This is a genomic window from Micropruina sp., assembly GCF_027492755.1.
Lineage (GTDB): Bacteria > Actinomycetota > Actinomycetes > Propionibacteriales > Propionibacteriaceae > Micropruina.
Genome location: NZ_JAPUED010000051.1, coordinates 1 through 13,507, shown reverse-complemented (window position 1 = coordinate 13,507; position 13,507 = coordinate 1). Strand labels below are relative to the sequence as shown.

At 69.2% G+C, this 13,507-nt stretch carries 7 protein-coding genes and 2 pseudogenes; 6 read left to right on the top strand and 3 right to left on the bottom strand.

Translation table 11 applies throughout. The features are described 5' to 3' along the window. Positions 1-120: 120 nt before the first annotated feature. A complete protein-coding gene (locus Q0066_RS03220; RefSeq protein WP_298129985.1) occupies positions 121-1,401 on the bottom strand; it encodes a M1 family metallopeptidase in 1,281 nt (426 codons plus the stop codon). Then, positions 1,401-5,255, bottom strand: coding sequence for a Pls/PosA family non-ribosomal peptide synthetase (locus Q0066_RS03215; protein WP_298129983.1), 3,855 nt, complete (start codon positions 5,253-5,255; stop codon positions 1,401-1,403). The genes Q0066_RS03220 and Q0066_RS03215 overlap by 1 nt, the downstream gene beginning before the upstream one ends. Before the next feature lie 444 nt (positions 5,256-5,699). Between Q0066_RS03215 and Q0066_RS03210 the strand changes: the two genes are divergently transcribed. The 5 genes and pseudogenes from Q0066_RS03210 (at position 5,700) to purQ (ending at position 10,014) form a co-directional block, all read left to right on the top strand. Then, positions 5,700-6,551 carry an RIO1 family regulatory kinase/ATPase gene (locus tag Q0066_RS03210; RefSeq protein WP_298129982.1) on the top strand — a complete coding sequence of 284 codons (852 nt, stop codon included), beginning with the start codon at positions 5,700-5,702 and terminating at the stop codon, positions 6,549-6,551. A 331-nt stretch (positions 6,552-6,882) separates the two neighbouring features. Then, positions 6,883-7,731, top strand: a pseudogene (locus Q0066_RS03205) (phosphoribosylaminoimidazolesuccinocarboxamide synthase); the annotation flags it as partial. A gap of 112 nt (positions 7,732-7,843) precedes the next feature. After that, on the top strand, positions 7,844-8,953 hold the full coding sequence (locus Q0066_RS03200; RefSeq protein ID WP_298129978.1) for an endonuclease/exonuclease/phosphatase family protein: 1,110 nt from the start codon (positions 7,844-7,846) through the stop codon (positions 8,951-8,953). 123 nt (positions 8,954-9,076) lie between these two features. After that, positions 9,077-9,334, top strand: a pseudogene (gene purS, locus Q0066_RS03195) (phosphoribosylformylglycinamidine synthase subunit PurS); the annotation flags it as partial. After that, entirely contained in the window at positions 9,331-10,014 is a 684-nt protein-coding gene (purQ, locus tag Q0066_RS03190; RefSeq protein ID WP_298129976.1) for a phosphoribosylformylglycinamidine synthase subunit PurQ, read from the top strand. The pseudogene purS and the gene purQ, both read left to right, overlap by 4 nt. Before the next feature lie 73 nt (positions 10,015-10,087). Here the strand turns inward: purQ and Q0066_RS03185 are convergent, their stop codons facing one another. Further along, positions 10,088-11,011, bottom strand: coding sequence for a BadF/BadG/BcrA/BcrD ATPase family protein (locus Q0066_RS03185; protein ID WP_298129974.1), 924 nt, complete (start codon positions 11,009-11,011; stop codon positions 10,088-10,090). Between the two features lie 126 nt (positions 11,012-11,137). Here Q0066_RS03185 and purL point away from each other — a divergent pair, with 126 nt between their 5' ends. Then, positions 11,138-13,396, top strand: a complete 2,259-nt coding sequence (gene purL, locus Q0066_RS03180) for a phosphoribosylformylglycinamidine synthase subunit PurL (protein WP_298129972.1) — start codon at positions 11,138-11,140, stop codon at positions 13,394-13,396. The last annotated feature ends 111 nt before the right edge of the window (positions 13,397-13,507 follow it).

Below are 13,507 nucleotides of genomic sequence, written 5' to 3'. Positions count from 1 at the left end.
GGGCCTCGACAAACGGTGACCGACAGAGGTCTCGACAAGCTCGACCAACGGTGACGACAGGGGTCTCGACAAGCTCGACCAGCGGTGGCCGAGACAATCTCGACCGACGGTGTGGATGGGCTAGCTGAGCGAGGGGAGGGGAGTCGAGTACACCCAGGCGTCGATCAGCCCCGCCACGTCAGCATCGGTATAGCGCTGGACATGCGCGACGAACTCCTCCGTGGTCACGCTCGACCACCGGTTGGCCGCCGTCCAGTCGCGCAACATCGGGAAGAACTGCTCGCCCAGCACGCCGCGCAGGGCGTGCAGGGTGAGTGCACCGCGCTTGTACACCCGGTCGTCGAACATCAGCTCGCGGCCGGGATCGCCCAGCACCAGATCCTGCGGCAGTTCGGCGAGTCGTCGATGATGCTCGGACGCCCACTCAGCCGCGCTGCGGCCCCCGGACGCCTCGGACCACAGCCATTCGCTGTAGCAGGCGAACCCCTCGTGCAGCCAGATGTCCTTCCAGGACGCGACGGTCAGGCTGTTGCCGAACCACTGATGGGCCAGTTCGTGCGCGACCAGCCGTTCGTTCTCCCAGCCGGCCTCGACGTGGTTGGCGCCGAAGGTGGACAGAGTCTGCGCCTCCAGCGGGATCTCCAGTTCGTCCTCGGTGATCACCGCCGCGTAGCGCCCGAACGGGTACGGCCCGAACAGCTCGGCGAAGGTGTCCACCATGTCGGCCTGCCGCTCGAACGCCGTCCCGGCACCCACGGTGACGCCGCGCGGATGCACCAGTTCCACTCGCTCGCCGGCCGACGTGCTGACGTAGTGCCCGATGTGCAGCACGGCCAGATAGGGCGCCATCGGTTCGTCCTGCCGGAAATGCCAGGTCGTCCGCCCCGAGCGCTTGTGGCGCTCCTCGAGCCGCCCGTTGGCGATCACCCGATAGCTCTCGGCCACCGTGACCGCGAACCGGTAGCGGGCCTTGTCGTCGGGCCGGTCGTTGCACGGGAACCAGGACGGCGCACCGCACGGCTGGGCGGCGACCAGCACGCCGTCGGTGAGTTCCTCCCAGCCCACCGGCCCGAACACGCTGGGCATCGGACGCGGCTTGCCGGCGTACTGCACCTCGACCTTGAGCCGTCCACCCTGCTTCGTCTTCGACGGCAGGGTGATCCGCAACTTCCGTTCCCGATGGGCGTAGCGGGCCTGCCGTCCGTCCACCCGGACCCGGGAGACGCTCAGCCCGTACAGGTCGAGGGCCAGGTGGTCGAGGTCTTCGAGCGCCTCGATCTCGAGCACCGCGCGGGCGGTCAGGTGGTTGGTGGTGACCTTGTAGTCGAGGTCGAGCCGGTAGCAGCCCACGGCATAGCGCCGGCTCCCATGACCAGGGACGTACGGGTCGGCTGCGGGCATCATTCCTCCGTGAACGGCTCGGACGCCGGCCACGGAGCGATCGGGTTTCCGATCCATCGGGTCTTGTCAGGGACGGATTCACCGCGCATGACCAGCGATACCGGCCCGATCGTAGCGTGTCGTCCGATGGTCGCCGCCGGCAGGATCACACTGTTCGGTCCCAGCGTGGCGCCGGCCCGCAACGTGACGGTGTCCATGCTCAGCACCCGGTCGTGGAACAGGTGGGTCTGCACCACGCAGCCGGCGTTCACGGTGACCCCGGCGCGCAGGTCGATCAGGTCGGCCTCGGGCAGCCAGTACGTCTCACACCACACCCCGGCGCCGACCTTGGCACCCATCGACCGGAACCAGGCGTTGAGCGCCGGCGTCCCCATCGTCGGATGCGCGAACCACGGCGCGGCGAGCATCTCGACGAACATGTCGGCCAGCTCGTTGCGCCACACCAGCGAACTCCACAGCGGATGATCGGACGGCGTCAGCTTGCCCAGCAGCACCCATTTCGCGATCGTCGCGGACGCCGCCGCCAGCACGCCGCCGATGCCCAGGACCACGCCCGACAGGAGGGCTGCCAACCACCAGCCGCCCTGGGCCAGCCAGACCAGCGCCGTCACACACAGGATCGTCAGGGTGACCAGGGTGAGCGGCGCGATCAGCCGGCAGATGTCCACCAACGCCCGAAACACCTTGAGCCGGACACCTGGGGCGTAGGTGCGGGACTGGTCGGCACTCGCGGCGGTGCGCCGCAGCTTGGTGGGCGGGGAGCCGATCCAGGACGTCCCACGCTTGGCTCGCGACCTGGCGGGTGCCGCCGACAGCACGGCGACCAGGCCGCCCTTGGGCACCTTGCGGCCCGGTGCGGCCATGCCGGAGTTGCCGATGAAGGCGTGTTTCCCTACCCGCACCTCTTCGATCCGCAGCCAGCCGCCGCCCAGTTCGTAGCCGCCGATCAGCGTGTCGTCGGCCAGGAACGCGCCGTCGTCCACGGTGACCAGGCTGGGGATCATCAGCACGGTGGACGCCTCCACCTCTTTGCCGATGGTGGCCCCCAACGCCCGTAGCCAGGCGGGGGTGAGGAAGCTGGAGTAGAGCGGGAACAGCCAGGTCCGCGCCTCGTCGAGGACCCGGATGATCGACCAGGCCTGCCACGACAGCCGGGACTGGACGGGGTAGTGGCCCGGCGCCAGGCCTCGGCTGAGCAGCCGCACCAGCGCCCAGATCAGCACCGCCAGGCTGAGATAGCCGACCAGCACCGCGGGCAGCAGCCACGGCAGCACCGCCAGCAGGGCAGCACCGGCCGAGGTGGACGCCGCCAGCACCGGCCACAGCACCGCCAGCCCGACCAGACTGGCCAGCAACGGCAAGCCTGCGATCAACACGCCCGTCGCCGCATAGGCCGCCAGCCAGATCGGCTTGTTCGCCGGCTGCTCGGGCCAGGGTCCGCGCGCCCGGTCGCGCACCTTCACCGCCGGTGAACCCGACCAGTACTCGCCGGTGCCGACCCGTCCGAACACCGACGAACCGGGCGCCACCTCGGCGCCCGCGCCGACGTCGGTGCCGGCGCACAGGGTGCTGCGGGCTCCGATCCGGGCGCCCTTGCGGACCCGGATCTCGCCGATGATCAGCCGGTCGCCGTCCAGCCAGTGGCCGCTCAGGTCGACCTCGGGCTCGATCGAGCAGGCCTCGCCCAGCCGCAGCAACCCCGTCACCGGCGGGGTGCTGTGCAGATCGACGTGTGGTGCGATCCGGGCCCCGAGCAGCCGGGCGTACCAGCGCAGCAGCACGGCGCCGGCGATCGACTCGGCGCCCATCTCGTCGGCGAAGCGTTGTGCCAGCCACAAGCGCAGATGCACCTTGCCGCCGCGGGGATACTCACCCGGCCCGATGCCGGCCAGGATCAGCCGGACCCCGGCGGCGGTCGTCAGCATCCGGGTCGGCGTCAGGATGAACAGGATCGCGCCGGTCGCGATCCACCACCAGGACAGCGTGGGCAGCCAGGTCATCCCGGCGGCGTGGGCCAGGTTGGCGCCGGCCGCGGCCCAGATCGTCCAGCGCAAACCGGGAATGGTGCGCAGCGGCAGCAGCGCCGCCAACTGTCCGCGCTGGGTCTTGACCGGGACCGGCCGGACGTTCGAGTTCAGCTGGGACGCGGGGGTGGCCATCTCGTCCAGGTGGTCGGCGAGCGCCGCCAGTCGCGGGTGGTCGTAGATGTCGGCGACCGTCACCTCGGGATGGGTGCGGCGCAGCAGCGACACCATCTGGGCGGCGCTGAGCGAGCCGCCACCGAGATCGAAGAAGTCCGCGTCCAGCGAGCCGACCCTGGTGCCGAGCACCGCCTCCCAGTGGTCCCGGACCATCGCCCGGGTGCCCGCGAGTTGCAGCTCGGGACCGTCGCCGCCGGCGTCCGGCAACGGCCAGGGCAGCGCGTCCCGGTCGATCTTGCCCGAGGTGCGGGTGGGCAGTTCGTCGACCACCGCGAGCCGCGGCACCAGCGGCGCCGGCAGCCGCTCCCGCAGCGTGGCCAGCGCCGCGTTGATGTCGAAACCGTCCTCGACGGCCAGGTAGCCGACCAGCAGCTGAGTGCCCGAACCAGTGCGTCGGACGGCCGCCGCGGCACCACTGACCCCGTCCAGATCGAGCAGGGCGTTGTCGATCTCACCCAACTCGATCCGGCGTCCGCCCACCTTCACCTGGTCGTCGGCACGTCCGACGAACAGCAGCCCGGCTTCGTCGTTCACCACCAGATCACCGGAGCGGTAGGCCCGCTCCCAGCCCAGGGACGGCATCGGAGCGTACTTCTCCGCGTCCTTGACCGGGTCGAGGTAGCGGGCCAGTCCGACGCCGCCGATGATCAGTTCGCCGGTTTCGCCGGCCCAGACCGGGTTGCCGTCCGGGTCGACGACGGCGAGGTCCCAGCCGTCGAGCGGCAGTCCGATCCGGATCGGCGGTTCGCCGGTCAGTTTGGCGCCACAGGCCACCACGGTCGCCTCGGTGGGTCCGTAGGTGTTCCACACCTCGCGTCCGGGCGTGACCAGCCGGGCGCCGAGTTCGGGCGGACAGGCCTCGCCGCCCAGGATCAGCAGCCGGACCCGGCGCAGTGCTTCGGCCGGCCACAACGAGACCAGGGTGGGCACCGTGGAGACCACCGTGATCCGGTTGGCCAGCAGCCAGGGCCCCAGGTCCATGCCGGAACGGACCAGCGAACGGGGTGCCGGCACCAGGCAGCAGCCGTAGCGCCAGGCCAGCCACATCTCTTCACACGAGGCGTCGAAGGCGACGCTCAACCCGGCCATCACCCGGTCGCCGACACCCAGCGGCGCGTCGGTCAGGTAGATGCGCGCCTCGGCGTCCACGAAGGCGGCGGCGCTGCGGTGGCTGACCGCGACCCCCTTCGGCTTGCCGGTGGAGCCCGAGGTGAAGATCACCCAGGCGTCGTCGTCCAGGCTCGGATCGACCCGACCCACGGCCGGGCGTGCCGGCCCGCGGGGGTCGATCTCCAGCTTGTTACCGATCACGGCGCGGACGTCGGCCTCGGCGAACACCGTGCGGGCGCGTTCGTCCGGGTCGTCGGCGTCGACCGGCACGTAGGCGGCGCCGGCCAGCAGGATGCCCATGATCGCCACGTACAGGTCGGTGGTGCCGGACGCGATCCGCACCCCGACCTTGTCGCCGGGGCCGACGCCGAGGCCGGCCAGCTCATCGGCCAGTTCGTCGGCGGCGTCCGCGAAATCGGCGTAGCTGAGCAGGGTGGCGCCGTTGTCGAGTGCGTCGGCGTCCGCACATTCGGCGACGGTTTCGCGGAAGATGTCGACCAGGGTGCGGGGTGTTGGCGCGAGAGTGCTGCGCAACAGGCTCAACGAGGACTCCTCGATCGGTGGGCGGCAGCGCCGTCCCGGCTGGTCTGCATTATCGCCTGTGCGGACGAACGGACGGTGAACGGACGCGCACGACGGGTGATCCCGCTGCCCGTCATCCCGACTACCTGTCATCCCGGGCTCTCCTCTCCCTATGCCGGCGGCGGAGATCCCGGCGTTCGCCGGGATGACAGAGGCAACGGCGATCGGGCTCTCACCGTCAGCCCGGGCTCCGACCCGGGATCTGCTTGCCGGCGCGCAACTGGTCTGTCGGAATCGCGCGACCGGGAGTAACCTTGGCGTCCGGTATCACTGTTCTGGAAGGGAGGCGCGTCATGTCCATCACTGTTCCGGGCGCGTTCGCGTCCCGTCCGTTCGAGGCCCGCAGCCACTGAATCCTCGCGGCCGTCCGCCGCATCGCCGGGCCTCCCTCCACAGGAGAACCCGTTGTCACTCGACAATCCCGCAGCCTTCGACTGGGCTGCGCTGAGCTATACCGAAATATCCGAAGACCTCGGTGAGGATCAACGCTGGTCGACGTGGCGCAACGTCGATCGGTCCTCGCGCGGTCCCAAACCACGGCCGTCCTGGCTGGTCACCTCACAGGCGGCGCTCGACACCGAACTCGGCATCCTGAAATCCGGCAAGGAGGCCGACGTCTTCCTGCTCGAACGTGCGGTGCCGCAGGGCGAGGCCTGCCTGCTGGCGGCCAAGCGCTACCGATCGTCCGACCACCGGCTGTTCCACCGCGCCAGCAGCTACACCGAAGGCCGGCGCGGACGCGACAGCCGCGAGAACCGGGCCGTCCGGCTCAAATCGCGTTTCGGTCGCGAAACCGAGGCCACCCGCTGGGCGCAGGCCGAGTTCGCCACCTTGAAGCGGCTGTGGGAGGGCGGCGTCCGGGTGCCGTACCCGGTGCAGATCGACGGCGGCGAGATCCTGATGGAGTTCATCGCCGAGGGGGACGCCGCCGCGCCCCGGCTGGCCCAGTGCGGCCCGTCGGCGGACCAGCTGCGCTGGCTGTGGCCGCAGGTGGTCGAGGCGATGATCCGCTTCGGCAGGCTGCAACTGGTGCACGGCGACCTCAGCCCGTTCAACGTGCTGGTTCGCGGCCTGGACGGTGCCGAACCCGAGTTGGTGATCATCGACGTGCCGCAGGTGCTCGACCTGGTCAGCAACCCCAACGGCTTCGGCTACCTGGAGCGGGATTGCCGCACCATGGCCGACTGGTTCGTCCGCAAGGGCCTCGACGTGGACGCCGGAACCCTCCTCGCCGAGGTGGTGGGAGCCGCCTGGTGACCCCGCCCCACCCTCGGGCGGGGAACTCAGCAGCGGCCATGGGCGAAAGTTCGCATGCCAGGGGACGGTTCTCTCGCGTTTGAATCTCGCACGCCGGGGGACGGTTCTCCGGCGTTCGAAATTCGCATGCCGGGGGACGGTTCTCGCCCGTTCGGAATTCGCATGCGCAAGAACCGTCCCCGGAGGTGCGAAAGTCGAACGTGTAGGAACCGTCCCCCGAGGTGCGAATCTCGCACGTTCAAGAACCGTCCCCCGAGGTGCGAATCTCGCACGTTCGAGAACCGTCCCCGGACGTGCGTGCGTCGATCGGCGCTTCTCTAGACTGAGCGCCGTGACCGACTTCGACCTGGACCTGCCGCTCATCCACGCCGGGAAGGTGCGCAGGCTGTACGCGATGCCCGACGGCACGATCCTGATGGTGGCGACGGACAACATCTCCGCCTTCGACCAGGTGCTGTCGACGCCCATCCCCGACAAGGGCGCGATCCTGAACCAGTTGTCGCTGTGGTGGTTCGAGCAGCTCGCGGACGTGGTCGGCAACCACGTCGTGAGCACCGATGTTCCCGCAAGCGTTCGGGGCCGGGCGGTGGTGGCCGAGCGGCTCGAGATGGTCCCGGTGGAGTGCGTCGCGCGCGGCTACCTGACCGGATCGGGCTGGGCCGAATATCAGGTGTCCGGCACGGTGTGCGGCATCGAACTGCCCGCCGGACTGGTGGACGGCTCGCGGCTGCCGCAGCCGATCTTCACCCCCGCCATCAAGGCGCCGCTGGGCGAGCACGACGAGAACGTCGACTTCGCCACCATCGTCGAACTGCACGGCGCCGAACTCGCCGACCAGTTGCGCGAGCTCACCCTGGCGATCTACGCCCGCGCCGAAGGGATCGCCCGTGGACGCGGCATCATCCTGGCCGACACCAAATTCGAGTTCGGACGCCGCGCCGACGGCTCGGTGGTGCTCGCCGACGAGGTGCTGACCCCCGACTCGTCCCGGTTCTGGGATGCCGAACTCTGGCAGCCCGGAGTGGCGCTGCCGTCCTTCGACAAGCAATTCGTCCGCGACTGGTTGACCCGCGAATCGGGTTGGGACAAGGCGTCCGACACTCCGGCGCCGCCATTGCCGGCAGAGGTCGTCGCCGCCACCCGGGCCAAGTATGTGGAGGCCTACGAGAAGCTCACCGGACGCACCTTCGCCGCCTGAATCGCCCCGCTGTTACCTCGCGGACGAATAGCATAAGATGCTGAACACAAGCTGAGAGTCAGCTTGGAAAAAGTTCAGCAAAGGACAACCCCCCGTGTCCCGATTCCCCCTTTCCCCCACCCCACCCCGCTCGTCCGCGCGCCGCCGGACCGCGATCCTCGCGCTCGGCCTGTCGCTGCCACTGCTCAGCATCTCCCCGGCTGCTGTTCAGGCGGTCGCCGACCCGCTCGCTCGGCAGGTCGCTGCCGTGCCCACCGCGTCCGGGACGGCGAGCTCTCTTCGTGTGGCCAGCTTCAACGTGCGTTGCGCCAACTGTTCGATCTCCATGCGCGCCAACGGCCGCGAGAAGAAGTGGGAGACTCGCCGAGCCAAGGTGATCTCGCAGATCAAGGACGAGAAGGTCGACGTGGTCGGCCTGCAGGAGGCTTCGCCCGGTCTGCTCAAGGGCACCAAGATCTCCCAGTTCGAGGACCTCGCCAATCGCCTCGGCGGTGCCTACCGACTCACCAACGACAAGCGCTACGGCTGTGCCAAGAGCACCAGCTACAAGAAGTGCAAGAAGGTGAACAACGGTGCGGCGGCCGACGTCCGGATCGTCTACAACAGCAACCGGCTGAGCCTGCTCGACCATGGCTCGAAGCAGCTCGACAACGAGAAGGCCACCTCCGGCCCGCGGTTCGTGGCGTGGGCGATCTTCAAGGACCGCACCGACGGGCGGAGGTTCTTCGTCGCCAACGCCCACACCGAGCCCGGTCAGAGCAAGAAGACCCGGGCGCTGCGCAAGAAGCAGGCGGGGAAGATCATCGCCGAGATCAGGGCCGAGAACCGTAGCGGGCTGCCGGTGGTGATGCTCGGCGACTTCTCCGCGACCAAGCTGACCTCGGCGAACCAGGTCTACGACGCGATGATGAGGTCGGGCCTGGTGATCGACCCGCTCGGCAACACCCACAAGATGAAGTCGACCAGCAAGGCCACCGCCCAGAAGCTGATCAACACCAAGTACGACACCTTGAACAACTTCAAGTCCAAGCCGACCAGCCGCAAGAATTACGCGCTGGGCGCCCACATCGACTACATCCTGACTGCGAAGTCGATCAAGGTGCTGGAGTACAAGGTGGTCATGGACCTGAAGTCCAACGGCAGCTTCTCCGGCGTCATCCCGTCCGATCACAACATGGTGCGCGCGACCATCAGGCTGTCCTGACGCGGCACCTGCTGCGGTCCACTCGACCGGTGCGACGGCTCCTCACCTTCGGTGGGGAGCCGTTTCGGCGCCCGTCCGGATCAGGGGCCGCCGTGGAAGCGTCCGGACGCCGTCGCGCACACCGATAGGCTGTGCCGCATGGCGCGCGTGATCGTGGATGTGATGCCCAAGCCCGAGATCCTGGACCCGCAGGGCAAGGCCGTCACCGGGGCCCTGAAGCGGCTCGGGTTCGACGGACTGACCGTCCGGCAGGGCAAGCGGTTCGAGGTCGACGTCGAGGGCGACCTCACCGACGAACGGCTCGACCAGGTGCGCGAGGCGGCCGAGAAGCTGCTCGCCAACACCGTGATCGAGGCCTTCGACGTCCGGGTCGAGCAGTGAGCCGGATCGGCGTCGTCACCTTTCCCGGTTCGCTCGACGACCACGACGCGCAACGCGCGGTGAAGTTGGCCGGCCACGAGCCGGTGGCACTGTGGCATGCGCACGAGTCGCTGCAGGGCGTCGACGCGGTGATCCTGCCCGGCGGGTTCTCCTACGGGGACTACCTGCGTTGCGGGGCGATCGCCCGGTTCAGCCCGATCATGACCGAGGTCATCGCCGCGGCGAACCAAGGGCTGCCGGTGCTCGGCATCTGCAACGGCTTCCAGGTGCTGTGTGAGTCGCATCTGCTGCCCGGCGCGCTGATCCGCAACGACGTCCGGACCTTCGTCTGCCGCGACCAGAAGCTGCGGGTCGAATCGGTCGACACCGTGTGGAGTTGCGCGTTCGACGCAGGCCAAGAGATCACCATCGTGCTGAAGAACGGCGAGGGCGGGTTCGTCGCAGACCCCGACACCATCGCCCGGCTCGAGGGCGAGAACCAGGTCGTCTTCCGCTACCTGGAGGGCAACCCCAACGGCTCGATGAACGACATCGCCGGCATCACCAACGCCCGCGGCAACGTCGTCGGCCTGATGCCGCACCCCGAGCACAACATGGAGGAACTCACCTCTCCGAGCCTGGACGGACGCGGCTTCTTCGCCTCGCTGGAGCGCTTCCTCTCCGCGGTCGTCACCGGCTGAGCCAGTCCTGCACCACTGCTGGTTGAGCGTGTCGAAACCAGGATCTCGACAAGCTCGATCAACAGGGGTTCGATCAGCGGAACGCCCGGTAGACCCTGCTGCTGAGCGGACCCTCGTCCAAATCTGCCAACAACGCCGCCCCGTTCAGTGCGTCGCCGCGAGGCTTGCTCAACTCGAACGAGGGCCAGTTCATCGCCAGGAACTCGACGAACCGATCCTTGATCCGGCACGACGTGAACGTCTTGCCGAGCGCACATACCACCGGGGGTTCATGCCGTCCGAGTTCGACCCGATGCGCCGCCGCGATGACCGCCTCGCTGAGATGCGCGGCCGCCTTGTCCAGAATGTTCCGGGCCACCGGGTCGGTGGCCGCAGCCTCGTCGACCTTGACCGCATAGGACGCCACCCGCGCCACCCGATCGGGATCGGTCTGCAACTCCAGGTAGGCGAGTTCGAGATCCTCGAAGTCGTCGGCGAACATCTCGGTCAGCACCGTCGACTGGCGGCGTCCGTCGTAACCCTGCAGGGCGGCTTCGAGCGCGTTGCGGCCGATCCAGTACGCCGAGCCGGAGTCGCCGGCGAGCCAGCCCCAGCCGTCCACCCGGGCCACCTCGTCAGCGCCGACCGCGAGTGTGACCACGCCGGTGTCGCAGGCGATCACCACGCCTTGCGCGTTGCCGAGTGCGCCGAGGTAGCTGGTGGTCGAATGATGGGCCAGGGCGACCCGGTCGACCGAGGTGTGTCGCAGGGCACCCAGCATCGCCTCGGCATCCGGACGGTCCAGGCCGGGGGAACCGCACGCCAGAACGCCGGGCCGCGCGCCGGTGTCGTCCAGGATGGCGCGTACCCGCTCGGCGATCTGTGGCTCGACCGGACGGCCGGTGTCGATGCCGGCGCCGGACCCGCCCAGGAAGCCTGGGCCCGCACCTGAGATGCTCCACGAAATACCGCTCTGCCCGCAGTCGATGGCCAGCACGCCGCTCGTTGAGTCGGACATCAGCCTCACCGCCCTCCCTCGGTTCGAATTCTAGGCCCGTGACCACGGCGCCACGCCCGATACGTACCCAAACCGCGACCTCGGGACACGCATCGGACGAGGTCGCCGAGACGGTAACTTGTGGGCGTGGTCGACACCGTGACGCATGCCGCCGAAACCCCCGATCTCGAGCAGCCCTGGGCCGCTCTGGGCCTGAAGGAGAACGAGTACCTGGAGATCCGACAGATCCTCGGACGCCGGCCGACCTCGTGCGAGCTGGCCATGTACTCGGTGATGTGGTCCGAGCACTGCTCCTACAAATCGTCCAAGGTGCACCTGAAGAAGTTCGGCGAGCTGGGCCGGGACACCCCGCGTGGCAAGCTGCTGGCCGGCATCGGCGAGCAGGCCGGCGTGGTCGACATCGGCGGCGACTGGGCGGTCACCTTCAAGATCGAGTCGCACAACCACCCCTCCTACGTGGAGCCTTACCAGGGCGCGGCGACCGGCGTGGGCGGCATCGTCCGCGACATCCTCGCGATGGGCGCCCGGCCGATCGGCGTGATGGACCCGCTGCGCTTCGGCCCGCTGGACGCCCCTGACACCGCCCGCGTGCTGCCCGGGATCGTCGCCGGCGTCGGCGGCTACGGCAACTGCCTGGGCCTGCCGAACATCGGCGGCGAGGTGGTCTTCGACCCCTCCTACTACGGCAATCCGCTGGTGAACGCGCTCTGCGTCGGGGTGCTGCGGCACGACGACCTGCACCTGGCCTTCGCCTCCGGCACCGGCAACAAGGTGATCCTCTACGGCGCCGCGACCGGCGGGGACGGGATCGGCGGCGCGTCCATCCTGGCCTCGGAGACCTTCGAGGCGGACGGGCCCGCGAAGCGTCCGGCGGTGCAGGTCGGCGACCCGTTCATGGAGAAGCTGCTGATCGAGTGCACCCTGGAGCTGTTCGCCGAGAACCTGATCTCGGGCATCCAGGACCTGGGGGCGGCCGGGCTGTCCTGTGCCACGTCCGAACTGGCCAGTGCCGGCGACGGCGGCATGCACGTCAACCTGAACACGGTGCCGCTGCGCGACCACACGCTGGCCCCGGAAGAGATCCTGATGAGCGAATCGCAGGAGCGGATGATGGCGGTCGTCGAGCCGCACAACGTCGACCGCTTCCTCGAGATCTGCGCCAAGTGGGACGTGCTGGCCACCGTGATCGGTGAGGTCACCGACGGTGACCGGCTGCTGATCGAATGGGACGGCGAGGTCGTCGTCGACGTCGACCCGGCCACCGTCGCGCACGAGGGCCCGGTCTACGAGCGGCCCTACGCCCGTCCGGACTGGATCGACGCGCTCAACGCCGACACCGCCGAGACGCTGCCCCGGGCGCGGTCGGGTGAGGAGTTGGCCGACACCGTGCTGCGGCTGGCCGGCTCGCCGCACCTGTGCGACAAGTCCTGGGTGACCGACCAGTACGACCGCTATGTGCGGGGCAACTCGGTGCTGGCTCAGCCCGAGGACGGCGGCATGCTGCGGATCGACGAGGAGACCGGCCTCGGCATCGCACTGGCCACCGACTGCAACGGCCGGTTCGCCTACCTCAACCCCTACCTGGGCGCGCAGCTCGCCTTGTGCGAGGCCTACCGGAACGTGGCCGTCACCGGCGCCGAACCGGTCGCCATCACCGACTGCCTGAACTTCGGCTCGCCCGAGGATCCGGCGGTGATGTGGCAGTTCTCCGAGGCGATCCTCGGCCTGGTGGACGGCTGCAAGGCGCTGGGCACCCCGGTCACGGGAGGCAACGTCTCCTTCTACAACCAGACCGGCGAGACCAACATCCTGCCCACCCCGGTGGTGGGTGTGCTGGGCGTGATCGACGACGTCGCCGACCGGACCACTCTCGGCTTCGCCCACGCCGGCGACGCGGTGTTCCTGCTCGGCGAGACCGGCGAGCACCTTTCCGGCAGCACCTGGGCGAACGTGATCCACGACGGGCACCTGGGCGGCATGCCGCCGCTGCCCGACTTCGACCACGAGCAGCGGCTGGCCACGGTGCTGGTGGCGGCGTCCAAGGCCCGGCTGTTGAGTTCGGCCCACGACCTGGCCGACGGCGGCCTCTCCCAGGCGCTGGTGGAGTCCTGCCTGCGTCGCGGGCTGGGCGTCGCGGTGACCCTGCCGGACGGCGACCCGACCATGCAGCTGTTCGCCGAGAGCCCCGGCCGGGCGATCGTCTCGCTGCCGGCCTCGTCGGCGACCGAGTTCGCGGCGCTGTGCGTCGAGCACGAGATCCCGCTGCAGCGCCTCGGTGAGGTCACCGAGTTGGCCGAGTTCGAGGTCGTCGGCCAGTTCGCCCTGCCGCTGAACGAGATCCGCTCCCGCTGGGAAGCCCCGCTGCGCGAGGCCATGGCCCACTGACCCGGCCATTGCTGGTCGAGCTTGTCGAGACCTCTCGCGCCCGCCAGAGATCCCGGTGTTCACCGGGTGGGCTCCGGGTTGACCCTGCTGTTTGCGTGGCGAGGGTGCGCA

Bases quoted from the DNA above. Each gene is read 5' to 3' on its own strand.
- Q0066_RS03220 (WP_298129985.1), bottom strand. From the start codon at position 1,401: ATGCCCGCAGCCGACCCGTACGTCCCTGGTCATGGGAGCCGGCGCTAT.
- Q0066_RS03185 (WP_298129974.1), bottom strand. From the start codon at position 11,011: ATGTCCGACTCAACGAGCGGCGTGCTGGCCATCGACTGCGGGCAGAGC.